The organism is Burkholderia latens (genome assembly GCF_902499045.1).
GTDB lineage: Bacteria > Pseudomonadota > Gammaproteobacteria > Burkholderiales > Burkholderiaceae > Burkholderia > Burkholderia latens.
In genome coordinates, this window is record NZ_CABVPL010000004.1 from 101,975 (window position 1) to 125,417 (window position 23,443).

Annotated in this window: 17 protein-coding genes and 1 pseudogene; 3 read left to right on the forward strand and 15 right to left on the reverse strand. The window is 61.8% G+C overall.

From position 1 onward, the window contains the following. Positions 1–11: 11 nt before the first annotated feature. Genes BSE24067_RS04380 through BSE24067_RS04435 form a run of 12 tightly spaced genes read right to left on the reverse strand, consistent with a single transcriptional unit; the run spans position 12 to position 12,867 of the window. Positions 12–1,145 carry a type II secretion system F family protein gene (locus tag BSE24067_RS04380; protein WP_151062643.1) on the reverse strand — a complete coding sequence of 378 codons (1,134 nt, stop codon included), beginning with the start codon at positions 1,143–1,145 and terminating at the stop codon, positions 12–14. Next, complete coding sequence (locus BSE24067_RS04385; RefSeq protein ID WP_151062644.1) at positions 1,142–3,448, reverse strand: ATPase, T2SS/T4P/T4SS family; 2,307 nt, start codon at positions 3,446–3,448, stop codon at positions 1,142–1,144. The genes BSE24067_RS04380 and BSE24067_RS04385 overlap by 4 nt, the downstream gene beginning before the upstream one ends. After that, positions 3,445–4,023 (reverse strand): hypothetical protein, encoded by a 579-nt coding sequence (locus tag BSE24067_RS04390; protein ID WP_151062645.1) that lies wholly within the window; start codon positions 4,021–4,023, stop codon positions 3,445–3,447. Before BSE24067_RS04390 ends, BSE24067_RS04385 begins: the two co-directional genes overlap by 4 nt. Continuing rightward, entirely contained in the window at positions 4,010–5,338 is a 1,329-nt protein-coding gene (locus BSE24067_RS04395) for a type IV pilus inner membrane component PilO (protein WP_151062646.1), read from the reverse strand. Before BSE24067_RS04395 ends, BSE24067_RS04390 begins: the two co-directional genes overlap by 14 nt. Before the next feature lie 2 nt (positions 5,339–5,340). Continuing rightward, positions 5,341–6,945 carry a type II secretory pathway protein gene (locus BSE24067_RS04400; RefSeq protein WP_151062647.1) on the reverse strand — a complete coding sequence of 535 codons (1,605 nt, stop codon included), beginning with the start codon at positions 6,943–6,945 and terminating at the stop codon, positions 5,341–5,343. Positions 6,946–6,950: 5 nt separating this feature from the next. After that, complete coding sequence (locus BSE24067_RS04405; protein ID WP_151062648.1) at positions 6,951–7,508, reverse strand: toxin co-regulated pilus biosynthesis Q family protein; 558 nt, start codon at positions 7,506–7,508, stop codon at positions 6,951–6,953. A gap of 2 nt (positions 7,509–7,510) precedes the next feature. Continuing rightward, positions 7,511–7,906, reverse strand: coding sequence for a lytic transglycosylase domain-containing protein (locus BSE24067_RS04410; RefSeq protein WP_062911873.1), 396 nt, complete (start codon positions 7,904–7,906; stop codon positions 7,511–7,513). Between the two features lie 26 nt (positions 7,907–7,932). Then, positions 7,933–9,198, reverse strand: a complete 1,266-nt coding sequence (locus tag BSE24067_RS04415) for a TrbG/VirB9 family P-type conjugative transfer protein (RefSeq protein ID WP_151062649.1) — start codon at positions 9,196–9,198, stop codon at positions 7,933–7,935. Then, the gene (locus BSE24067_RS04420; protein ID WP_151062650.1) at positions 9,195–10,001 is read right to left on the reverse strand and encodes a transglycosylase SLT domain-containing protein; all 807 of its coding nucleotides are present in this window, start codon (positions 9,999–10,001) and stop codon (positions 9,195–9,197) included. Before BSE24067_RS04420 ends, BSE24067_RS04415 begins: the two co-directional genes overlap by 4 nt. Further along, positions 9,998–11,272 carry a TraB/TrbI/VirB10 family type IV secretion system protein gene (locus BSE24067_RS04425; protein ID WP_151062651.1) on the reverse strand — a complete coding sequence of 425 codons (1,275 nt, stop codon included), beginning with the start codon at positions 11,270–11,272 and terminating at the stop codon, positions 9,998–10,000. The genes BSE24067_RS04420 and BSE24067_RS04425 overlap by 4 nt, the downstream gene beginning before the upstream one ends. Before the next feature lie 6 nt (positions 11,273–11,278). Further along, entirely contained in the window at positions 11,279–12,154 is an 876-nt protein-coding gene (locus BSE24067_RS04430) for a TrbG/VirB9 family P-type conjugative transfer protein (protein ID WP_151062652.1), read from the reverse strand. After that, on the reverse strand, positions 12,151–12,867 hold the full coding sequence (locus BSE24067_RS04435) for a VirB8 family type IV secretion system protein (protein WP_062911797.1): 717 nt from the start codon (positions 12,865–12,867) through the stop codon (positions 12,151–12,153). The genes BSE24067_RS04430 and BSE24067_RS04435 overlap by 4 nt, the downstream gene beginning before the upstream one ends. A gap of 2,063 nt (positions 12,868–14,930) precedes the next feature. On the opposite strand from BSE24067_RS04435, the gene BSE24067_RS04440 reads away from it, so the two are divergent. Next, a complete protein-coding gene (locus BSE24067_RS04440) occupies positions 14,931–15,812 on the forward strand; it encodes a replication initiation protein (RefSeq protein WP_151062654.1) in 882 nt (293 codons plus the stop codon). A 117-nt stretch (positions 15,813–15,929) separates the two neighbouring features. On the opposite strand, the gene BSE24067_RS04445 is transcribed toward BSE24067_RS04440, so the two are convergent. The 3 genes from BSE24067_RS04445 to BSE24067_RS04455 all read right to left on the reverse strand — a co-directional run bounded on the left by BSE24067_RS04445 (position 15,930) and on the right by BSE24067_RS04455 (position 20,820). Continuing rightward, on the reverse strand, positions 15,930–16,961 hold the full coding sequence (locus BSE24067_RS04445; RefSeq protein WP_151062655.1) for a ParB/RepB/Spo0J family partition protein: 1,032 nt from the start codon (positions 16,959–16,961) through the stop codon (positions 15,930–15,932). Then, positions 16,958–17,617: an AAA family ATPase gene (locus BSE24067_RS04450; RefSeq protein ID WP_151062656.1), complete on the reverse strand. Its 660-nt coding sequence runs from the start codon at positions 17,615–17,617 to the stop codon at positions 16,958–16,960. Before BSE24067_RS04450 ends, BSE24067_RS04445 begins: the two co-directional genes overlap by 4 nt. 1,067 nt (positions 17,618–18,684) lie before the next feature. After that, a complete protein-coding gene (locus BSE24067_RS04455) occupies positions 18,685–20,820 on the reverse strand; it encodes a phage integrase family protein (protein ID WP_151062657.1) in 2,136 nt (711 codons plus the stop codon). Between the two features lie 683 nt (positions 20,821–21,503). On the opposite strand from BSE24067_RS04455, the gene BSE24067_RS04460 reads away from it, so the two are divergent. Both BSE24067_RS04460 and BSE24067_RS04465 read left to right on the forward strand, forming a co-directional pair. Further along, entirely contained in the window at positions 21,504–22,325 is an 822-nt protein-coding gene (locus BSE24067_RS04460) for a type IV toxin-antitoxin system AbiEi family antitoxin domain-containing protein (RefSeq protein ID WP_151062658.1), read from the forward strand. After that, positions 22,309–23,211: pseudogene (locus tag BSE24067_RS04465) on the forward strand (nucleotidyl transferase AbiEii/AbiGii toxin family protein); the annotation flags it as partial. The gene BSE24067_RS04460 and the pseudogene BSE24067_RS04465, both read left to right, overlap by 17 nt. Between the last annotated feature and the right edge of the window lie 232 nt (positions 23,212–23,443).

Sequence of the window (23,443 nt, forward strand, 5' to 3'; positions counted from 1 at the left end):
GTCGTTGGCTCCTAGAAATTCTGGTTGATAGAGGTCGGCGCGCTATCGAAAGCGACAGCACCCGTTGCGAGATACGATCCCAGGCCGAATACAAGGAACGCCAGCACCGCGCCAGCGAGTAGCACGTAGTGCGTGATCTTTGCGTTTCGTCGGACCGCCTCGACGACACGCTCGAGCGACGTCTGCCCAAGATCCTTCACCGCCTCGACAAACTGGTCCCGGCCGGCCGCGTCGGTCAGAATGTCGATGGTGGTTTCCGAGAAGATCCCGGTATCGAGTGCGAGCATCGGTTGGTCGGGGTTCGCAGTCAGCCGCGCGCTCATCCGGCGCAGATGCCAACGCATCCACGGGTCAGCCGACTTGGTGAGTTTGTCGAGGGCAGCGCGCAGGGTGAGGCCCGAGTCGAACAAGCCCGCCAACGACACGATCAGCAATGCCGCACGCAGATCCCGGCGATTGCGCCACATCAGCGGCATTGCGTCGACGCGGTTCCGAAACTCGCCCGTCCAATGCTTCAGTGTCTGGAAATACCCCACAACCAACCCCACGACGACAGCGGACGTCAGCCACCAGTAGTCGGCGCAAAACGTGTCGAACGCGTAGATGAACTGGCCGAACGCCGACCACTTCTCAAGCGGCTTAACGTCCAGCGTCGCCGGCAGAATGTGCGCGCCGAACAGCACACAAAACGAATAGAGATAGACCAGCAGGAAGGCCGGATACGCCATCTGCAGCGACGTTGTCGCCGACAGCACGCGCTTCGCATGCGCCGCCATCTCGGCCAGCTCCAGCCCTCGGATCGCGGCATCGTCACGGGGCGACTGCCCCGCGAGTTCGAGCAACACGAATTCGTCGTTCGGGATAGACGGCTTGATCGCAGTCGCAAAATCATCACCGGCGCGCATACGCTGGGCGATCTTCTGGAACACCGGCCACGAGAAGCTTTTCCGCGAGCGATGGCGCACCTCGAGCGTCGTCAGCCGTTCGAGCAAGGTCTCGCTGTTGCGCAGCCCCTTCTTGGCGATATCGAGACGAGTCTCCCGGAAGAACATTTCACGCATTGCCCGGAATCGAAGCGTTGCAAGGCGCAGTCGCTCTTTCGCCGGAAGTACCACGAAGACGGAGTAGATGAGCGACTTGATCACGATGGCAACACTCCATCCGCGTCAGGGGTCACGCGATATGCGTCGAAGCTGCACATCGACTCATCGATGAATCGCGGATCGATGAGGCCGCGCGACGCCTTGTACAGCGCGTGCTCGTAGACGGTCTTGCCCGTCATGTCGGCGTCTGCGAAATCGCTCTTCCGGCTGCTGCGCCACACCTGCTCGGCGCCCCGCCAATCACGCACGGAAACACGCTCGAGGAACTCGGGCGAAGGTCGGTACAGTTCCATCGCGAGCGTCTGCCCTTTGATGCCCGCCGCTACTTTTCCAGTACGCGTGAAAAGCCCCGGCCGGCGGCAGTGCTCGCACCCGTCCTCGTCCCGGCATGCCATGCCGGACGTGTCCAGGCCGAACTTACGCTCGAGCGTCGCGATCTGCTGCGGCGACAGCACGTCGCGCGCCGGTCGCTTGCAGTGCGGGCAAAGAACCGGGATCAACTTCTGGTTGCCGACCGCATTCAGGAAACTACCGGACGCCACCTCGTCCATCGGCAGCTTGAGCCGGCCACCGACCAATCGCATCACCGCGCCGAGAATGCTGTTTCCGTGCAGCGTCGTGCGCACCGGGTGGCCGGTCAGCGCGAGCTCGGCGACCAGACCGGCAAGGACAGAGTCGCGAACTTCTCCGATCGTCAGGTCGTCGGGATCCATTCGCATCAGCGTGCGAACGACTTCGACGATCTTTCGGTTGGCGTCCTCTTCCGTTTCGTTCGGCCGGCGCTGGATCGAAATGTCCGACAGCCACGGCGCGGGAACCTCAGACGGCTCGTTGACCGCGAACTGCTTGATGCGGTCACGATTCGGCACGAGATACGACATCGCGCGCAGCAACGTCGTCTTCGCTGACCCGGTTTCGCCGGTCAGGAACGTGGCGCCGCCGGTTACCTTGCCGAGACTCTCAAGGATCTCCAGTTGGGTCGCCTCCAGGCCCATCTCGTGCGGAAGCAGCACTTTCACATGTTTGAAGTTGCCGTCCAGCAAGCGCAGCGCGACATCGAACCCGCCGACAAGCGGCGCACTCTGCCAACGGATATTGACGAGGTTCATATGCGCGACGAGCGGAATCATCGCGGACTGAGGTGCCGACGGCTGGAACGTCTCGCCAGAGTTCGTATTGCGTTGAACGAGGTCCTGATAGGTTGCCGAGAGTGCCCGGCGTACCAGCGCCTTCGGCATCTTCCGGTATGAATACATTTCTCCGTCGACACGCAAACGCAGCTCGACGTCTTCTGCGTATTCCCGGTACTCGTAGTGAACGTCTCCCGCGCCGTACGCCGTCGCCGCCTCGATCACATCCCGGAACGCGCCGATGGCCCGGGACGACTCCGGTACGTTCGACGTCGCCCGCTGCTTTTCCGATTTGTAGAGCGCCGCAATCACTTCCTCGTCAGCGACCATCTCTTCGTGCACGGAAATATCCGCGCGCGCGAGGTCCTTCAGATAGGTCGCGTACAACTGGCTTTCGTGGAAGCGCTGCGTCGACACAACGATCGAGATTCCTGCCTGCAGCTCGACCGCAATGAACTCGCGGCGTGCCGATTCGCTGACGGCCAGCGCAGCGTTTTCATCGCGCTGGCACAACACCCGTTTGAACGTCAGCGCGTCTGCATGCACCAGACGCGGCCGACCCGTCTCGATCGAAACCTCCGGCGCCTCGGTCACGACCGTGCCGATTCGGCGCACCGTCGGCGGGTCGTCGTATCCAGCCGGACGCGACGATGCGGCTTCGCGCCCATTCACTGCGTCGGCGTCCTGCGACTCGGACCGCTCGGGCACACGTGCTGCCTCATGCGCCGCGGCATCCGCCCGCGCAGCCGCCGGGCCCGCCTCGGGTTCCGACGAAACTGCCGTGTCGGCCTTCATCTCGACCGTCGAAGGCGGAATATCGGAACTCGCGGTCGTACGCATGTTGTCGGGCGTGGCACTCCTAGCATCGTGAGCCGGCGGAGCATCGGCGGCGACAGCACGCGGCGACGCAACGTCCTCCTCGAACACCGACACGTCTTCGATTTCATCCTGCGCGCGACGCAGCATCATGCCCATCGTCATCGGTTGACCGTGATTGGCCTGCCGCGGGTTCACCGGTTTGCTCGTCGTCTTGAAACGCGGCTCGCGCGGGCGATCGACTTCAACGGCTGATTCGCCGCCGTCCACCGGCTCTCGACCGACGATCGGCATCGCACTCGACGAGCTATCGGTAAAGCCCGCTTTGAATGCCTTGAGCCGGCCGAACAAACCGCGCTTCTCCGGCTCCTGCGACTCCATCTCCGCAAAGAGGCTCATTGCGTGCCTCCGAGCGGGATACCCGGCAACGGTGCGCCGGCTGGCAACGGCGAACCCAGATCCACGAGCGAACGAACGGCGTTCGTCGCCGGCGACTGGAGCGGCGCGGCGCCGCGAATCGGCTCTTTCCACGTCCGCTTGCCTTCGGCCACCGTGACCGCGTAGCCGTCGACGCTCTTGACGCTCCAGCCGTTGAGCAACGTTGCACCGACCCGCGCCGGGTAGATCGCATCGCGGAACGAGTACAGGACATGGGCTCCGGTTTCGTCGTTGAACGCACCGAGGAACGAAACCGGCTCGGCATGCGCACGCGGCGGGCGGAGCGGTTTCTCTACCGGTTTCGGCTGAGCGTCGCCTGTCACTCCGCTCGCGACGATGCCCGGCTGCGGCTGCGACATGGCACCGGGCGGCAACATACCAACGCCGGGCGCACCCCCACCCAGTTGGCGGGCAAGATTCGCGCGCGCCAGTTGGTCAATGTCGTCGATCGACAGGCTGGCGCCAACGGGTCCGGCATGAGCGGACGCGGCAATCCCAACGCCCGCCGCGATGAGTGCGTGCTTAATCGAAAACATAGTATTTACCCTTCGCGGTGAAGTGAACGCCATACGACGATTCGCCCGTTTCCCTGTTGGGGGTCGCTGTCGCACCTTCATTAAGACGCAGGTCGACCGTCAGCGATTCGATCGTCATGTTCGGCGGCAGCTTGGCGAGCAGCGGTGATTGCCAGCGAAAACCTTCGATCGTCCAGCCGCCCTGTTTGAGCAACGGCCCGATCCGCCCTCCTCCAACGGCACCAGGCGCCGCAATCAGAGACCGCGGTTCATCGAGCGTGACGACGTAGCCATAGGCGCGAAGCTCCAGGGTCTTGGACGACATGCGTTGCGGTGGCGTCTGGAGCATGTCGATGAACGCCTGCAAAGCGGGCCAACTCTTCGACTCACTCTCCTTCAGGGACGCGACCTTCGGAACAGCCGGACCTCGCCACTCGAGCGAAAGGCCGTCACGCGCGAACGTCACCGGACGCATGTCCGCAGTCGCTGCCTGTGCGAACCCAGCGAAGGTCCCCCCATTCCGGCGGAACTTCATCGTGCAGAACCCGGACGACGGACAGGTCGCCTCCTGGAACAGCCACCCCTTGATGACCGATTCCTTACCACCAACAGCCGCGAGCAACGCAGGCGCGAGTTCGGATGCTCGCGGTTGCACGCGCGCGAACGCCTCTTGAACCGCCGTCGCGTACCGTTCGGCGAAAGTTGGAGCACGGGGAGGCGGCGGAGGCGGAGACAGCACATCCATCAGCTTGGGAACGCCGAACAACCCGCCGACCACGATCGCGATGACCGGAACGAGGGTCGGCACGGACATCGGAAGCTTCGTGACGCGACCGACCTTGCCGTTCGCGAGCAGCTCGCTCGCCTGGAACGGCTCATCAACGTCGCCGATCCGATCGCCCGTACCGAGCGTGTCGAGCTTCAGATTGCCTCTCAGGCATTCCTGCTCGATCTCCAAACGCCGCGATTGCGCCGCCTCGGGGGACAGCACTTCGTCGTTTCGCACCGCGCCGCGCACCACGAAGATCAGGTAGATGCGTGCGCCGTCCTGCAGCAGGACCAGCGCCGCGGCGCGGCTCTTGATGCGCTCATGGAGGGCTACGCGCGCCGCACCCGAGTACAGGCGAGAACCTTTCACGTCGGGGGTATCCGGCATCGCAAAGCCGCCGATCAGGTCGGTACCAACTTTGAACTCGACGTAGTGCGTCGCGCCGAAGGCATCCGCATAGCGCCGGCGTTCGGCCTTTCCGCCCTTTACCGGGTAGGCCCGCCAGTCGATGCCGAACACAAGGCGTGCGCGCTTGTCGGTCGGCAGGGGTTCCGTGATGTGCATCATGATCACATCGACGGGACGACCGTCGCCTTCAGCATGATGATCTGGAACGTCTTCGCCTTGTTCCAGCTACCCGTGATGCCTGCGATGCCGGTATTCGTCGTGCTGTCGGCCTGATCCGTGATCGCGCCATACAGGACGATGGTCTGACCGTCCGACAGTGCAATCGTCTGGTCGTCCTTCGTGCCAACCGTATGTGCGAGCTGGATCTGCTGCTGAGTCTGACCAGACCCAGCGCCCGCGCTCGTAAACGGACCGTTGAGTTTCGAGCTGTCCGCCCAGTACGCGAGGACGATCTGGTTGTGATCGTTGACCGCGGGCAGGACGTTCACGAAATCGCCCGTGGTGATGGTGCCCGGCGTCAGACCCGGCACACCGCCGGACGTCGCCGTCAGCGAGCCGGACGACGGCGTGGTCGATCGCAGGTAGTCGTCGCTCTTGAACGACGCAACCGAGACCGGCAGGCCGTTGAGCGTCATCTTGGTCATCGTGTTGTCCTGCACCGTTCGACCGTACTGGTTCAACGCATTCACGACCGCATTGGTTCCAGAGAACGGCGCGTCCGGGCGCAACACGGAGACACCGACCGAGCCGCCACCCGTGGCAAGCGACGTCGGTGAGGAGAAGCTGATCGCGTAGCGCGCGAGGCCGGCATGCATCGCATTGAAGACAACGTCCGCGTTCATGCCCGCCTGGCTGCCTCGGTTCAACGCGATCTGGATCGTGCGGACCGTGATGGCCACCTGACGCGTCGAGATCGCGTTTTCGTGCTTCAGCAGCTTCCCGATGTTGTCGGCCGCTTCCTTGGTGTCGTACACCATCACGAGTCGGCTCTGCGGGTTCACGCTCACCCTGCCCATGGGCGATTTGAGCTTCTCAATTTCGGCCGTGATCGCGGCGATCTGATCGAAGTCGCCTTCGCGCCCCGTCGATGTCTGCGCCGAGAACGAACCCGTGTTGCCGCCGGAGCTACCGCCACCGCCGCTACCCGACTGATTGCCGGTCGACGTGTCCATGCCCTTGCTCATCGTCGATTTGATCGACACCTTGCCGGGGATCGCGGCGATCTGGTACATGCGCGTGACGAACCGACTCACGTTGATCGTGCTGCCATCGAACGACCAGTCGAGACCCAGGTCGGTCGTCATGTTCTTCATGTACGTACCGGACCGGCCCGTGAATGCCTGGCGGTAGACCGGCTCTTCGGTTCTCGCGGTATTGTTCTGCCCCTTCGACTCCGTTTGGCCCGGCACCAGCGAGTCGCGTGGCACGAATACGTCCGGGCTCAGATGCACCGGGTAGCCCGTCGCGGTCGAAATCAACGTCGCGATCTGCTTGATGCCGAGGTTCGCGGGAAGCGTGACCGTCTTGTCGCGGAATACGGCCGGCAGCGTCGCTTCGTACGCGAGCGGCACCAGCCGGTCACCCAGAAACGCGGTCGGCACGTCCTCGACGAGCGCCATCGGCGCGGGCCCCTTCCCAAGCGCGTCCGAGATGGTACGGTGTGCAGCGTCGTAGCTGTCGTTGACGTCCTGCTGCGTCACGGCGCAGCCTGCGGCCATCAGCGCAGCTGCGATCGCGACAGCGGATTTCAAAAGGTGAACACGCATGGTTCTCAGTCCTGGCAGTTGCCCGCGCGTGCGATCACGCGGATGACGTTGTTCGAGTGGCGGCACGCGCGCGTCGGCGTGCGCATGTGATTGGTCGCCTTCATCACCTGCTGCAGGACGGAGGTGAAGTCGCCCGTGAAGGACGCGTTGAACTCGAGCGGCAGGTCGTCGTCAATCTTCCAGGCGAGCTGCCAGCCCTGCTGCTGCAGCCAGCGGTCGAGCGCATCGCGCAGATTCACGTCTGCCGGCGTCACTGAGAACGTCAGCGTGCCGCTCGCGGCCGGCGCACCCGCGCCCGGCAACACGACAGCGGCGACGTCGGTAGACGGGGCCGCTGCCATGCTCGTCGGCGCGGAGATCGGTGCTGGCTGCAGCTGTGACTGCCTCGAATTCTCTACAGCAGCCGGTTGCGTCTTCGGCGCAGAGGCGAGCACCTGCCAGCCGTCCGCATCGATGGACTTCGCGGCGGGATCGGCCGCAGCGTGGGCCGCGATATGCAACACGGCCAGCCCCGCCGCAACAAGCGCGCGCATCCGCGCCAGATTCGAATGTGTCTTCTGCATGGTTACCGGCCCTGTTGCATAAAGCGGCGATAGATCGCGCTGGCGTAGACGAGCTGCTTGGATGGCGTAACCGCGTTGTAGGCACCGACCGCCTTCCAGTTCGGGCCGAAGCGGCGGACGTTCGACGCGAGGATCCACGCGCCGACGTAGGCACTGACGCAGCCGTTGAAGAGATGCTCACGACGGATGCCGTAGCGCGCCAACGTGGGTAGCCAGGACGTGTTGATCTGCATGAGCCCGATGTCCTCGCTGCCGTTCGTGTTCCGATTCACCGCATTGGCCCGCATGCCCGATTCGTGCTGCGCGATCACACGCAGCAGCCGCGGATTGACACGGTGAAATGCGGCCGCGTCATCAAGGCAATCTGCGCGAGCGGGCAGCACGGCGAACGCCATCATCGCGGCAACGATCGATACGATGTGCTTCACGACGTTGGCCCTCCGCTCGCCTGCAGCGTTGCGTCCGGCGTTTCGCGATAGACGACTTCCTTACGGCGCTTGACGTGAATCGTGTTGCCGTCTGCGGTCACGGTGAACAGATCGGAGGTGCCCTCAAACATGAAGTAGCGGCCCTTCTGCTCGCCGATACCCAGGTTTCGCGCATCCGTCACGCCGACCCGCACAACCGATTCTGCGAACTTGAAGTACGTCCGGCCCTCCCGGTCGAACACGGCTTCGAGCTTCGCCGGGTTCGGTTGATCGAAGTCGTAGACCGTCTTCGCGTCCCGCGTCACCTCGACGCGGTTTGTCGCATCGGACACAATGAAACGTTCGGCGCGGTCGATCGTCATCACGCTCTTGGCCTCGTCCCAGCTGGTACGCAACGTCTTCCCGTCCGGTGTCTTGAACGTGACGGCCTTCGCCGGTTTCGCCGTGAAGCGGATCTGCATATGCGTGTCGTCGCCATCCCGGATCGCCTGAGCGCCAAAGCGTTCAGCCAGTTGCGACACCGGCGGCGGTTCTGCCGTGACTCGCGCGACGACGCGATTCAGGCCGGCTTCGTCGGCATCGGGGCCGGCCGACGCATAGTTCAACGCCGCTGACTTCGGCGGGTCGCGATGCAGCCGCACGTGCCGCGCGCCGAAATCGACATCTGCGTACAGCCCGGTTTGCGTCATCAAGCGATCGAGCGCCTGCATCCAGTTCTCGCCGTCGCGCGTCGCGAACAGCTCCGAGGTCGTCAGGTCAACGTCCTTCTGCGCGGAACCCGTCCAGCCCTGCGGGACGAGCGACTTGACCACGTTGCCAATCGGCATCGACGCATGAAGCGCGCGGACCGGAGCGAGCGCCGAGCGCGTGCCGATCAACACCAATCGGTTCGTGAAGCCATCGAATCCGGCTGGTTGATCGTCCTTCATCGCAGCCAGTGCGCCGGTGCCGCCGATGAAGGTGTTCGCCTTCTTCCAGCGGGCTGTGGCCGAATGGGCACCGACCTTGTACGTGATCGACGCCGGCGTGCCTTCCACGACGACGTACGGGCCTTCGGTATGCCCCCCTTCGGCGACGATGACCTGGCCCGCCCGCGGCTGGATATAGGTTTTTGCCCCGTCGTTGAAGATCAGTGCCGGCCGCTCGGAGATGCCGCCGAGGATGTCGTAGTCGAAATCGAACGGGTCCGTGTTCGCCGCCGATGCGGCCACACACACAATCGCCGACGCGACGCACGCGAGAATCTTGGTCGTGTGCTTCACAGGCCTGCCTCGATCAGGGAAAGGTGTCGAACGAACCGGGCAAGGTACGAGCGACCGGGATTGGGATTCGCGCTGTGGTAATAGGCAACCGCCTTCGCCACCGAGTCAGTTCGCGCAAAGTTCTCGGTCAGAATCGCCTCGGCGACCGCGACGTTGGTCGCTGGCGCGAGCGCGTCCCATGCCGAGGCGAAGCGCTTGCCGTGGTAGCACCAGTTCACCTGCATGAGGCCGACGTCGAAGTCGCATCGCTCGCGCGCGAGCAGCGTCTCGATCGCCTTGTAGGCGTCTTCGCGCGACTTGAAGAAGAAGCCCTGCCCTGCAACGTTCAGGGTCCATGGCCAAGCACGGCCGCGGTAGTTCGATTCATTCAGCGCGATGCCCGCGAGGATCTTGGGATCGACGTTGGTGTGCAGCAGCTCGAATGGGACGACCGCACGCGAGCACGCCCATCCACCTCGCCGCTCCGCAAGGGCTGCCTGCGCACCGTCATCCAGCACGGGTGGCTGGAGCCAGCCGCGGTCGATGAAAAGGTCGTCCAGTGCGACATCGCGGCCGTCGATCGAGACCGTGAGGCCCGCTTCGCTCGAGCTGCGCACGGGCTGGCCGATCAACGGCGATGCCCATTCGACGAACGCGTCGAGTCCGCAGTAATAGACCGGCTTGCCCGGCAGCATTGCCACGCGGCGCACCGCGCCATCCTGAATGACGACGCTCACCGGGCTGATCACCTGCGCGATCACCGCCGAATGCGCGGCTGCGCTCGCCAATGCCACTACGGCCGCGAAGGCTATGCGTTTGATCATCGGGGCTCCCGGTACGGCTCGAGCACCATGTCGCGATTGATCTTCATCATGAAGTGCCGTTTGCCGGGCTTCGACGAGATCGTCGGCGGGATGTTCTTGTACCGATCGAGCACCGACTGGGCGGTTTGCGCCGCGATCTGACCGCCCGTGCTGCCCACCGTGGTGACGCCAAGCGGGCCAGTCGTCGTGCTCTGGTCGCTGTTGGAGAATGCTTTAACCAGGATGGCCGTCAGGAACGAGGTCGAGTAAATCTTGATGAAGTGGTTGTTCACGTCACCACTGAAGCCGGCCGTGCCATCGCCGTCTGCACCTTGTGCGCCGTACAGCGGCACGTGCTTGCCGTTCGGCAGCCGCATCTCCGCGCCGGCGACGAGAATCGACTCCTGCCCCGGCTGAATGTCCGAGCTATAGGGCGCAACGATCGTGGTGCCCCACGGGATCACCAGGCAACGCCCGTCGCCATTGTTCGCATACACATCGCTTTCGACGATCAGCGACGCAGTGCCAGGACGATCGGAGTTGAGCGCCTCGTTCGAGAGAACCGGAATCTTCGCTGGCGGTGACAGCGTGCAGCCTCGCGACTGGCCGACAAATCCGGTTTGCGCGAAATCCTTGTCGCCTTCGCTCAGCTGCGCGACGTCGTGCATGAACGCGTTGTCGCGCTGCTGCGTCGTCATCGGTCCCGCAGCTTGCCCGCCGCGCGAAGCCAGAGCAGCCTGCGCCGTCGCTTCCTTCATCGCAGCATCCTGGGCCGCTGCCTGCTGGAGCAGCATCTGTTGCGGCGAAATGATGCCGTTCGGCAGTTGCGGCTGCTGCGGCTGCCCTTCCTTGACCTTGACGCCCGCGCGGAAGATCGGAGAGACGTAGATACTGTCCTGGTCGTTCGCAGCCTTCAGCTCCGCGGTACTCGCGCTCGGCAAAACGGCGTCGGCCGAGAGCGTCGGCTTCTTCGCGTTCGCGGCTGCAGCCGCGCTAGCTGCGGCTGCGGCTTCCGCAGCGCGCCGACGTGCTTCGGCCTGTTGCTGCTCGATGATCTTGTCGACGTCAGCTTTGTCGGCGTTGCTCTTGTCAACCGCTTCGGCCGCTCGTTCGCGCTTCGCTTTCAGTGCTTCTGCCTCTGCCTTATTCGCTTCGACGGTCTGCGTGTAGAAGCCGAGCGAGCCGATGCCGAGGGCCGCAATCGCGCCGATCGCAATCATGACGTTGCGGGGCACCTTGCCCTTGAACAAGGCTTTCTCTTCCGGACTGGTCCGATCGATCTGCTTTGCCATACGCCCTCAGAACCCAAACAGGCCGCGACGGCCGCGCGTGATCGTCACTTCCTCGCCCGGTCGCGTGAGCTTCACTTCGTCAGCCAGTCGCTGAATGACGATGTACGGCCCACGGCGGATGAAGTTCGGGCTAACAATGTCGCCACCGTCGTTGATGGTCGGCACGGCGAACGGGGTACGCGGCGGCATCCGGATCCAGATGAACGTGCCATCGTCGAAGACCGTCTCGGGCTTGAGCGAGCTCGTTCCAGAAACTGTGTATTCGAAGTTCAGCTTGTCCGGCGGCACGCCGATCGGCCCGGAATCCGTTTGACCAGCATGGTCAGCATCACGATCGTCGCCCGCGGCATTCGCGCGCGTGCGCACTTTCGCCATCAGCGAGTTCGGGTAGTTGAAGCGGACGTTCTGATAGAACAGGCCGCCGAGCGGTGACGAGACGAGCGTCAGCTCGTACTCGCGCTTGTTCGTGCTCAGATGCAGGGTGTTGACGAGGCCGGGCTTTGTCGGCTTGACGTACACGTGGTTTGCGCCGTCCGTATCGATGACCCACTGGACCGAGTCGCCCATCGCCGGCTCGCTGATCAGGCTCTCACCGCGCTCCAGCTCGATCGTCGTGAGCTTGAGTGGGGCCGTCATCACGCGGTAGATCTGGTCGCGGCTGTACGGAAAGACAGCCATGCGCGCATCGCCGGGCATGGTGATGGGATCGGCGCCGGAGTTGTATGGATTCACCGGGCTCATCGCGTCGCCGATGATGCTGCCGACATCGAACCCGGGAATCGGCGACACAGGGTTCGCCGCACTCTTTGCAGCGAACGCATTGACCGACGCTGCGATCAACGCGAGCGCGCCCCAGCTGAGAAGGGAACGTGTTCGTTTCATGCGCCGGTTTTCTGGAGGGTGAAGAACGGGTAATAGAGCCCGTACGGATTCGTGCCCAGCACGTCCTCCGCGGTCGGGGGGATGATCTGGTAACGCATCGTCAATGCAAACCGGACGTCGACAGGCTTGTCTGTCGGCGATTGACGCGTCGAGGTCGTGAATTCGACGACGACGGTCGAATCCTCCAGCAGCGAGACGTTGGTGACCTTCGGTTCACGGACCAGCTTCGGATTGGTCGTGATCTGGTCGAACGGTTTGTCGTCGCTGATCCACGACGCGAACTGATTCTTCGCGTTGCCGACCATCTTGGCTTTGACGGCGTTGATGTTCTTGGCGAGGCGCGAGGTTCGAATGTCGTCGGTGAGAACCGGCTCGATCGTGAACCAGTGCTCGACGTCCTGTTTGATTGCCGTGCGCTTCGCCTGATCGTCGGGGTTGTACGCGGCCAGTTGCTTGACCAACGGATTCCCGCCGGCATCCGACGAGACACCATAGGCGCGCACAACCGACGGCGGCGGTTGCCGGGTGTACACCGCGCCACCTGCGATGATCGCGAGGATGAAGCAAAAGGTCTTCCAGTGATTGGCTTCGATGCGCAGACGCGTCCCCTGGTCGAAGATGATCTTTTCGGGATCGTCGTTCGAGTAGTGGCCGGGCGCCGGCGACAGGGCGACCTGCTTCTTGCTACGGGGAAAGAGTCGAGGGAATCGCATCACGGGGTTCCAATTGGTACGGATCAATTGGAACAGCCGAGGCGACAACGGCTCGTGGGAAAAGAGCCGTCATTTCAGCGACCTTTTCGCGACGGCTAGGATTGCCGGCCACGGGCGCCAAGCCGCGCAACCGGTTGCGGGGCATACGGCAAAAAGCCCTATGAAAATCGCGAGCTTTTCGGTCTTGCGTTTACTACTACGTCGATAGAATCAGTGCACTGTCGTTGCACGCGTTGCACACCTCACTATGGGGCCGATGAAACGGCGGTCATTCGCAAATCATTGTTTTCGCACGATTCTTGACCCAGTCCTCGCTCGAGGAATCCCGGGGCCGCCCCTCAACCGGTTGAGAGGCATTTTTCAGAAACAACAACAATTGACGATCAACGATCGTCCGCTCCCATGACCCTTTCCAATTCGTGTAATAGTTCGGCCGCTGACAAAACAGCCATCCTGAGAGGTCGCTCAGCCGCGATCGCGCGACATGACGATCTTCGCGGGGCGAGCTCTCCCCCCGTAGTACTGGGCAATTTCTATCGGGAGCAGTTGGATCAGCAGCTTTGGCCGAGTCAAGCAACGCTCGCTGCGGACTTCAACGTGTCGAAGGCCATGGTCACACGGTCTATCCAAGCCTCCCTACTTCCTCCCGAAGTGATCTCCTCTTTCGGCGGGCCATGCCAAATCTCATACCGGACAGCAGAAATCGCTACGAAATTGATCCGTGAAGTTGGTAAGGATATTGTCACGCGCAGGGCCCTAACCGTGCCCGCCAACTTTGCTCCATCGAAAGTGATATCGATCCTGTCTACGGGCAAAGTTCAAGCCGAAGACGGTGTCGAACTTCGATTGTCGCTAGGTCCGAACGGTAGGCATCTCAGAATCGATGCGCGTCATATCGACCTCGTGGTTCCCCATATTCCTCTACTGCAGGATCTGTTGAACACTCTCCTTCCGTCGGTCCTTCCGCGAAGACGCTGACGACGCTTTGCGGGTGGGTGACAGATTCCGACCTCGAAGCACTTGCCATACGATCGGTGACATTATCCGACCCAGTACTTTCGGCAAACTGCCGGAACGAGAGAAGCCACGAGAGCATATGGTGACGGTTTCCGACCCAACGGCTGTCGAGGGGTGACATTTCCCGACCCGAGGCAACCGTCGTCAAAGGTGACAAATTCCGACCTGCTGACTTACCACGAACAGTGACAAATTCCGACCTTCCGACGCGCGGGTCGCGAAAGTGACGTTTTCCGACCCGGTGGGCTACACCGAAAGGTGACACGATCCGACTTGCGGGCGACGTCAATGGTGACAAATTCCGACCCGTTTTGATGTTTTGAGAAGTGACATATTCCGACCTTAGACCGCCGCTCTGTTCCCCTCTCGGACGCTGGGCTTCGGGCCAAAAGTGACGTTTTCCGACCCAAGATCGCATCCGTTCTATGACTTTTTCCGACCCGCGAGATAGCTTCTCTGACGACGAACCGCCCCACGTTATAGGAGTGACTGTCTTAGCTTGCAGTAAAGGTGACGTTTTCCGACCCGGCACCCAAGCTAAGGGTTTGCACAGGGGCTTGCTCGGTTGAAGGTGAGTGAGTACTTAGTAGCTTTCGGCCATTGAGGTCGGAAAGCGTCACCTTTAGCGCTGGCAAACATGTGCTTGCGACCAATCAAGAGTGGTTCGGGGGCGCGACAGGCGCATTGGGGTCGGAAATTGTCACTTTTCAGATGTCCGGCGAACGCCGGAGGTCGGTGTAGGGGTGGATTTTGTTGTATAGAAGCAACTTTCTAACGGTGCTCTTTGTAAGACAGTTTGTAGAACCGTTTGTAAAACCTTTTGTAAACGCTGTGCCCTGCCTCGCACAGGCTTGTCAGTTAAGGCTTTGCCGGGTGTCACAGTAATGAAACTGTGACGTTTGCCGACCTAGAGGTGACGCAATCCGACCCTAAGTAGACACAATCCGGGCCGGCAGTGACAAATTTCGACCGTTATCCACAACGGTGACTTGCAGCCTGGCCATGTCACCTTATAATTGTGACACTCACCGCTGAAGGTCACCTTTGTGAACAAAAAGGCAAAAAACCAGTCCGAGCCCGCTCAGGTCGAGATCGTTGAGATCGAGCCTCTCAAGATCGAGCCGTTGGACGAACCGCCTCTGGACGGTGACGGCCGAGTGCGGGGCACTGTTGCCATGAGTCGCGCGCTGGTCAATGCGCAGCAAGGGCTGACCCTCAACGAGAAGCGAGTCATGATGGCGGCGCTGCGATGCATAGACAGCAAGAAGTCACCATACTTGCATGGTAAGGGTAACGGCTATGTGAGTGTTCGTGTACGAGCCGACGAGTTCGCCGCCCTTGCAGCACTTGCTCCGCGGTCGGGTGAGAAGCAGGCAACCGCTGCGTATGAGGGACTGAAGGAAGGCTGTGCGAGCCTTCAAAAGCGCCAACTGACGTATATGGATGGCCCGAGGAAGGTAGTACTGAATTGGGTGTGGAAGGCGGTTTACCACGAACGAGAAGGATGGGCAGAGGTTTCCTTCTCTCCGGATTTAACGCCCCATATCTTCATGTTGCAGCGGCGGTTCGTCTCGTATCAACTTGAGTTTGCCCGAGGGCTACAGTCACTTTACTCGTGGCGGCTCCTCGAACTATTGATGCGCGAGCGGGATCGAGGCCGGCTCCTGATAACGTTGGAAGATTTCCGGCATGTGCTTGAAATTCCTGCGACGTACCGCTTTGCCGACATCAAGCGTCGGGTAATTGAAACCGCCGTGAACGAGCTGAACGCAAAGGCAGACCTTGTGATTTCCTGGACACCGGTGAAGCTTGGTCGCGCTGTGAATTCGCTCGATTTCAAGTTTATCCAGAATCCGCAAAGCCGCCTGGCGCTGGACGGTGAGTTGCCCTTTGAAGAATCCAGTGCGGCGGCAACTGCCGGAAGCTGAAGCGCGACCGTCCCGCAGTAGTTCCGTCGCGCTACATTGCTTTGGGGGACGGCACGGAGTGAATGCCAGCTAAGCTGCGGTGCCTAGCCGGCAGACATACCTAGGTATCGCACGTCCCTACTTCAGTTGATGACCGTCTTCGGCAAGGAGCTTTTTGAAGGCGGCAACGTATGCCTCGGCTTTTTCGGCCGAGCCTAGAGCGAGGTCCAGACGGACCTTCCCATCGCCCCACTCCTTGATCGCACCGATCTCGGCCCCGTCAACAGTGGACACCTTGTACTGTCGCGAAAGGGACTTACGTGGGGCTCGGCCATTCTCGAGACTTTCGCGGATAGCCTTCACCTTCTGGAACGGCAATTCCTCGTCACGAATGCGCTCCGCGAATGCCAAGGTGCGCTTCTCGTCCGATGCCTTTAGGAACAGGGTGAGTTCGTAGCTAGTCGATAGGCCAAATTGTTTGGGATGCGAACCGATTACGTCCAGGACGGATTGCGGCAGATCCAGGAGCGCGAGGATTTTGCTGACCTTGGATTTGCCCTCCTCCACCAAGACTGCCAGTTCGTCATTCGATTTTGCATGACCTTGATCGAGAAGCTTCTTGTACCCGAGTGCGACGTCCAAAATGGTTTCCTGCTCGCGCTCGTTGTTTGCGGCTCGCGCAAGGCGGTAGAAATCGATCGGATCCAGGCCTTCGAGAAGCTTCACATCCAGCGTCTCGGAGCGATTCCTGAGCGCGCCAAGCTTTCGGAACTGGCCGTCGATCAAGATTGCGCGATCCGGAAAGTCGGGGTGGCGTCCGGCGAGCACAGGGACGAGTTGGCCATCTCGCGCCATTGAGGCTGCGCGTGCGGCGATGAGCTCTTCTTTGTAGATCGTGCGACTGTTAAGCGGGTTGTCGTCGATATGACTTATTGGCATCGTTATGTACCGCGCCTGCACCTTCCCCGCTTGTTCCAGGCTTGCCAAATACGCTTCTGCAGACGATCTTGTCGGGGCAGCGACGTTCTCCGTGGGCTGATCCAACAGGCTGCTTCGACCGCTCAATGCCTCATCCACTCGGTCGAACCTCGAAGGTGTCGCCGTCTCTCGCATTGTTTTGTCCCGCTTTACGCCGGCATTAATCGCAGCAGAGAAGTCCTTTTTGCTCATGCTTGCACCTCAAGAACTTCGAGAATTTCGTCAACAAGATCATTCAGTTCTTTGTGGGCCGCTTTGGCCGAGCGGAGTTGAAGGACTGTAGCCCCAGATACCTCAGCTTCCTTGTATGCGGTCCGGAAGCCGAGCTTCGTTTTAAGCATGGGAAGCTCATCGTCTCCAGCTGCAGCTTCAAAGATCTGCTTCACGATCGTGACGTTCTGGTTCATGTTCGCGAAAGAACGGAGCTTAAGATCCGGGTTGCGGATCTGGGCCTCCATCCCCAGTTTTTTTGCCTCCTGAACCGCCCAGAGATTGCCGCCCGATGCTGCGATGGGAATCAGTCCCAGATCGGAAATGAGGAGGGCAACCGAAGGCGCTGCCGATTTAATGGCGGGCGGACAGTCTATGACGATAAAATCATAGTCATTCACGTATTTTGCAATCTCCCGATCCGGCCGGGGACTTAGCGCTAGGTTCGAGATAGCCGCCGGGTACGGTCGATCGTCCGGCGCCGCGCCGACTGACAGTGTTGCGGTGCCCTGCTCATCCAAGTCGACGAGCATGGTCCGGTGGCCTCGCAGGCCCAAGGCGCCTGCGATATTGGTCGAGGTCGTCGTTTTTCCCGACCCTCCCTTCTGATTGAAGACGGCAATAATTTTTGCGGCCATGCGTTCTCCTCATGCAACTAGTGCTCGGACAGGACCAGTTTCTACGTAGAAACTGCGCGCCAAACGGCTGCCGGGAATATTAGGACGACATCAGGAAAATATCAAGAAAAACGACGTGATTTCGAGAGGTTCTAGAATCGCAGCAACGACTCAGCTGAAACTATAGTTTGGTGTGCGCCGCCCCGGAGCAGTTTCTACGTAGAAACTTAGGGTGTGGCCAGCGGCGTCTTTGGTGGCCTGACTTTGTGGTGGAGGAATCTGCGAATTGAACGTAAACGGGCAGTCGCTGGCGTCCAATATTTTGAGTCGCGTGCAGTTTCTCACCCATTGTGCTGCCTCCCTTCGGGCAGTTTCTACGTAGAAACTGCGATCGCGTACTGCGGGCGCACGCAACGTTTTGCGGCGGGGAAGCCTATGCGAGGCGCGTCGGAGAGGACTTTTCGGACCGATGGGAGGGATTCAGTTACTAAAAACCGGCTGAGATAAGCGATTACAGACCGCAACCCATCCATCGCTCGCATATTGACCGCGCGGAATGCTCGCGGCCCAAGTTTCTACGTTGAAACTACGGGCAACGCCTTTGGTGCGGTACCAGGGGCAATTGCTATCTGGCGCTGGCCCTTCGAGTTTCTACGTTGAAACTGTCACGAGCTTGCACGACGGAAGCGACAACGAACTGCTTTGCCAGCGGAAGGAATTGTGCGGATTGCAAGTGATACGTCGTCGTTTGGGATCATGTGCAAAGTTTTTGGTTTTCCTTATATACTGATTTTCTGCCGCGCACCCGTAGATGGCCGCGGCGTACTCTCGATCGCAATGTGCGGGATTATCTGGGAGATCGGTGGCCTGTAAGGGCGGAAGTCGGAGATAATCTGGTAGTTCGACAATTCACACGGAGCTAACTCCAACTTAATCTTGGAGAAGTCGACGGTGGGACGTCATCGCTCCCGATGCTGGTGTTTCGTCAATCACCTTCAGAGTGGCAGCCAGATCAGTAATATTGGCGTCGCAGCTTCTTCCAATTCTGGGCGACTCCCCATCAAGCGACTTTGATAACCCGAGCTGCACTAAGCTCCAGCTAGTCTAAGGAAGGTCTCAGCCTCTCGGTATTGGCGTCCAAGCTCCGCAGTCGCATAGATCGATGTGGTGTCGAGCGAATCGTGACCGGCGAAATTCCGCGCACTTTCAAGACTCATGCCATTGGCCAGCGCGTGAGACACGAAAGTGTGTCGCAGCCAGTGCGGGCTGGCTGCGCTGAAAGCCCGCGCGTGCGGTGAGTCTTCGCGGAGCGCGGCAGCTGTCGCCATCGCAAAAAACTGCCTAACCGCCTTATAAAGCTGGATCGGATGGATCGGCCCGGTTTGCCGCGCGCGCGCCGCGAGTTCGGGCGTTGGATCGGTTTTGCTTGCCTTCGCCGCGCGCCGGATCCGGCCGATCTCGGCATTCGACAGCAGCGCCGGGATCAACGGGGTGGCGGCAGGGCAGGCGAGGGGATCGCGCGGCAGCCCGCGCGATTCCAGATGGTCGCCCATCAGATCCAGCACCGCCGGCACCAGCGGCACAAAGCGCTCCTTCGCGCGCTTGCCAACCACGCGCAGCAACCGAATCGTGCCCAGCTCAGGGCCGGCGTAACGCTCCTGCACGTCGTCCGTGAAGGCCCCGCACAACTCGGCACGTCGCAGCCCGGTGCTGTACGCAAAGCTCAGCACGAAGCGCATGCGTGTCGCCGCGGCCGTGTCCGGCATCGCGTCGAGGACGCGCATCGCGAAGCGCCAGGCGTCGGAGGTCAGGCCGCGCTCGATCTGCAGACGCGATTTCGCGGCGACGCGCCGCTCGTTGCCGGCGGCGTCGTGTGTCGACCCAGTGAACACGCGCACCTTCGCGAATGCGTTGTGATCCAGATACTGCGCGTCGACCAGCTCGCCGAAGAATTTCTTCAGCGCGGACAGCGCATCCTGCCGGCTTTTGATCGACAGCGGCCCACGGAACGGCCGCCAGCCCAAATCGCCGCGATGCGCGGTGCCCGTCATGACCCATTGGCTGGCCGGCTGCGGATCGACCAGGAACCCGTTGATGTAGTCGCGCGCATCATCGGTGTCGAGGCTCGACAGCGCCTTGCGCTTCACGAAGATCGCCCACAGCAGCAGCCGCTCGGCTTCGGTGCGGTAGCGCTGGCGCGTATGTGGGTTCTCGTAGTCGGCGAGCCAGAAATCAATCGCCTCGCGGTCGTTGTTGGCGCGACTGTTGTTCCTGACGAGATTGCGGTGCGTGCCATGCGAGCCGTCCAGCTCGGGCGGCAGCAAGAAGCGCTCGAGCGGCACGATCGCAGTGACGGGACCGGCCGCGGCCAGCTGCGGTCCCGCCAGCGTGCGCTCGGACGGGTGGATTTGCACGCCGGCGGCGAGCTGCAGGCCGGAGACGTCCCCGTAGTGTGCGAGCCACGCGGTGATGCGACGCGCGCCGACTTCGCCCAGGCGCGGCACGCGTCGGTACCAGCGGTAGCCGAGCGCGTTGATCGACTCGACCAGCTTGCCGATCGTGGTGAGGCCGACGTCGGCGAGACGCAGCGCGACGGCGGTATCGAACCAGCCGAGCACGTGGTGCTCGGGGCGTGGATCCTCGACCACCAGACGCGCGAGCGCCTCGAGCGCCGCCATTTGTCGCGCGCGCAGGCGGGCGTTGCGCTGCTGCCGACGTAGGGTCGCGCCGGCGTCGGTGTTCGCGACGGCGTGCCGGGCGGCGAACAGATCCAGCAGCTCTTTCTCGGTATAGAAGCCGTCCGGATCGTGCTCGGCGGCGAAGTCGTCCAGCGATGGCGTGGATTGCGCCGGCGCGTCGGCCGCTGGCGTCGCGGCAAGGGCGGCCGGACGAATCGCAAGGAGGCGCGCGGTCGCGAAGTCCTGGCGCTTGCGGGCCGCGGCGACGAAGGCCGTGACCAGCCAGGTGCGGGTGGCGGCCGCCTTGCGCGCGTCGCGACCAAATTCGAGGTACTGGTCGGCCAGCTCGGCGAGATCCAGTCCTTCCAGATAGCCGCGGAAGAAGGCAAGGTGCTGCAGGCCGATTCGGCGCGCGGCGGCCGCTTCGCGGCGTGCGGCGCGCGAGCGAGACTTGCGGCGGGCAGCAGGCGTGGTCGCGCGGCGCGGCGTGGCCGGCAGCTCGCGGAACTCGACATCGAGCACGTCAGGATCGTCGGCGGTCGTCATGGGCGGATTCGAGAGCGGTACGTAAAGCGTGTTGTTTGATACACATCCTGCGGCGTGCGCCGTTTGGTCGGCTTTGGCTTCGTCCGGGGTAGACGCACGACAAACCGTGCCGATGGTCGGCGGCCGCCCGGTGTGCCTTGTCAGGCATGGGTGAGCGCCAGGTTCCCTCAGAAACGGGTCAATTCGTCCAGAAAAGCGAAGGGTAACATAGTAAGGGCTATGTTACCCTTCATTTCGGGACATCGCGCCAAAGCGCTACGCTGGGGTGCTTCTGTATGCTTGGCGCGGGCACCGAGGGCTTGGAGGTTCTTTCGATCCGGGTGGGACCGCCGGAGAGGCGGCTTTGTCTCAAACGGTGCTGAATCTCAATTGCAAGCGCCTACATTTAGCGTCGCGAAAGGCGAGGGCCTCGCCAGACAGATTGCTTAATTCTCTCCGCGGTGCGGAGAGAATTAAGGGTTTGAGCGCTCGGTGGTAGGTAAGCCACCCACATATCGATTTGTCGTCGATCTCGACGCTGCAAAGATCAGAAGAGGGACCTTCCGGATCTCCTTGTACCGGGCGCACCTAGGCCGAGTCTGGTTTGCTTGTCGTAGCAAAAGATCACTAAGAGTGATCTTTTTTATTCAAATCCAAACCACGCTGCCTTGGCAGAAGTTTTCAGAAGGTGTATTTTGTTCACTATGAGTGAACAAAATCCTGGAAAATTAAACCTGTTGCTAGGTGAGCTGGGTGATACGAGCCTGGTGTCGAGCCGATGGCTGCGGGTTCACGGCTACTCCAATAGCCTCGTCGCGCGCTACGTGAGCAGCGGTTGGCTGGTGTCGCCGGCGCGCGGCGTCTACATGCGCAAGAGTGGGCGCCTACAGTGGGACGGCGTGGTTCGCAGCCTGCAGGTTGGGGAGGGCACGCCGCTGCACGTCGGAGGTCGTTTTGCACTCAACCTGCAGGGGCACGAGCACTATCTACGTCTGGGCGATGCCGGCACCGTCACCCTGTATGGGGCGGAGCGGCCACCCGCTTGGCTTGGCAAACTGCCTCTGACGCAGCGTTTCGAGTATCTGGGGAAGGGGCCGTTCGATTGGCCGCCCATGCCGTTCGAGGTGGAGGCGTCCGCGGCAATCCTGTCCGAACAGGGTCTGGCGTGGCATCAGGCCGCCCCCGGTGCCGATGCCTTGGTTTGTTCCATGCCGGAACGGGCCATCCTAGAGCTGTGCGATGACGTCTCAGACGCTGCCTTGATCTACGAGGTGGATGCGCTGATGCAGGCTATGACCACGTTACGGCCGCAGCGCGTCGGCGTGTTACTTCGCCATTGCCGAAGCATCAAAGCCAAGCGGCTGTTCCTGGCGTTGGCCGAGCGCCATCGGCATGCGTGGCTACCGCACGTGCCGCGGGATGGTGTCGATCTGGGTCGGGGAAAGCGCGCGCTGGTGCCTGGCGGCCGCTTGCATCCGGTCTACCAGATCACCTTGCCGGGAGACCTCGATGAACACTTGGCTTGATCACTGGGATCGGCGCTATACCGACCGCGTACGGCTGCTGGTCGAGATTCTGCCGGCGCTGGCGCAAGAGCCGCGCTTCGCGCTCAAAGGCGGTACGGCGATCAACCTATTCGAGCACGACCTGCCCCGGTTGTCTGTGGACATTGATCTGGCCTGGTTGCCGGTGCATGACTATGCCGAGGACGCAAGGCTCATCGCTGAAGCGCTTGGGCGGCTGGCTGATGTGCTGCGCGCCCGGCCTCTGCAACTGCAGGTGCAATTGTCGGCAGGCGAGGGCGCAGGCGTCACGCGACTGGTGGCCAGTCGCGGTCGTGCGCGCGTGCAGATCGAGACGACGCCGGTGATGCGCGGCACGGTGCATCCCGCGCGGAACATGGTGGTGCGCCCGAGGGTCGAGGAGGCATTTGGCTTTGCTTCGGTGCAGGTGCTGCACTTCGCCGACCTTTATGCCGGCAAGCTGGCTGCGGCATTGTCGAGACAGCATCCGCGCGACCTTTTCGATGTCGGCTTGTTGCTGGAAGACGAGCGGGCGGATCAGGCGCTCTGGCGGACCTTTCTCGTCTACCTAACCTGCAGCCCGAAGCCTGCGTGGGAAATGCTGGCGCCCCGCGTGCCTGCGGATTTCGCCGCGACCTTTGAAGCGCACTTCAGGGGGATGACGGCAGAGCCTGTCGAAGCCCAGGTCCTGCTGGACATCCATGAGCGCCTGCTGGCGCGTGTTGCCGGGTGGCTGGATGAGCCATCGTGCGCATTTCTGCGATCAGTGGAGGGTGAACGGCCGGACTTCGATCTGATCGGACTCCCGCACGCGGCCGGGCTGCCAGCCGTGCGACGCAAATTGCTCAACCTGGCCCAGCGCAGCGACGCCAAACGTGCGGCGGATCAGCCGTTATCGCGAGAAGCGAGTGTTCAAGGACCGCAGATGGCTGCGTTAGCAGAATTAACAGACACGATTAGCGTTGCAGCGGACGCCATTAGCACAAACTTCGAACTTCAACACCTGGCCAGTCTGGCAAGGCGACCAGTTTCCGCTATGACGGGCTGGGACGTAGAACGTCAATTAGCAGCACGCCGGCGGGCGGTGGCGGAACGGTAACGACTTCCTACATCTGGTGTGG

Bases quoted from the DNA above. Each gene is read 5' to 3' on its own strand.
- BSE24067_RS04385 (WP_151062644.1), bottom strand. From the start codon at position 3,448: ATGAGCCTCTTTGCGGAGATGGAGTCGCAGGAGCCGGAGAAGCGCGGT.
- BSE24067_RS04390 (WP_151062645.1), bottom strand. From the start codon at position 4,023: ATGTTTTCGATTAAGCACGCACTCATCGCGGCGGGCGTTGGGATTGCC.
- BSE24067_RS04395 (WP_151062646.1), bottom strand. From the start codon at position 5,338: ATGATGCACATCACGGAACCCCTGCCGACCGACAAGCGCGCACGCCTT.
- BSE24067_RS04400 (WP_151062647.1), bottom strand. From the start codon at position 6,945: ATGCGTGTTCACCTTTTGAAATCCGCTGTCGCGATCGCAGCTGCGCTG.
- BSE24067_RS04405 (WP_151062648.1), bottom strand. From the start codon at position 7,508: ATGCAGAAGACACATTCGAATCTGGCGCGGATGCGCGCGCTTGTTGCG.
- BSE24067_RS04410 (WP_062911873.1), bottom strand. From the start codon at position 7,906: ATGATGGCGTTCGCCGTGCTGCCCGCTCGCGCAGATTGCCTTGATGAC.
- BSE24067_RS04420 (WP_151062650.1), bottom strand. From the start codon at position 10,001: ATGATCAAACGCATAGCCTTCGCGGCCGTAGTGGCATTGGCGAGCGCA.
- BSE24067_RS04425 (WP_151062651.1), bottom strand. From the start codon at position 11,272: ATGGCAAAGCAGATCGATCGGACCAGTCCGGAAGAGAAAGCCTTGTTC.
- BSE24067_RS04430 (WP_151062652.1), bottom strand. From the start codon at position 12,154: ATGAAACGAACACGTTCCCTTCTCAGCTGGGGCGCGCTCGCGTTGATC.
- BSE24067_RS04435 (WP_062911797.1), bottom strand. From the start codon at position 12,867: ATGCGATTCCCTCGACTCTTTCCCCGTAGCAAGAAGCAGGTCGCCCTG.
- BSE24067_RS04445 (WP_151062655.1), bottom strand. From the start codon at position 16,961: ATGAGCAAAAAGGACTTCTCTGCTGCGATTAATGCCGGCGTAAAGCGG.
- BSE24067_RS04450 (WP_151062656.1), bottom strand. From the start codon at position 17,617: ATGGCCGCAAAAATTATTGCCGTCTTCAATCAGAAGGGAGGGTCGGGA.
- BSE24067_RS04455 (WP_151062657.1), bottom strand. From the start codon at position 20,820: ATGACGACCGCCGACGATCCTGACGTGCTCGATGTCGAGTTCCGCGAG.
- BSE24067_RS04460 (WP_151062658.1), top strand. From the start codon at position 21,504: ATGAGTGAACAAAATCCTGGAAAATTAAACCTGTTGCTAGGTGAGCTG.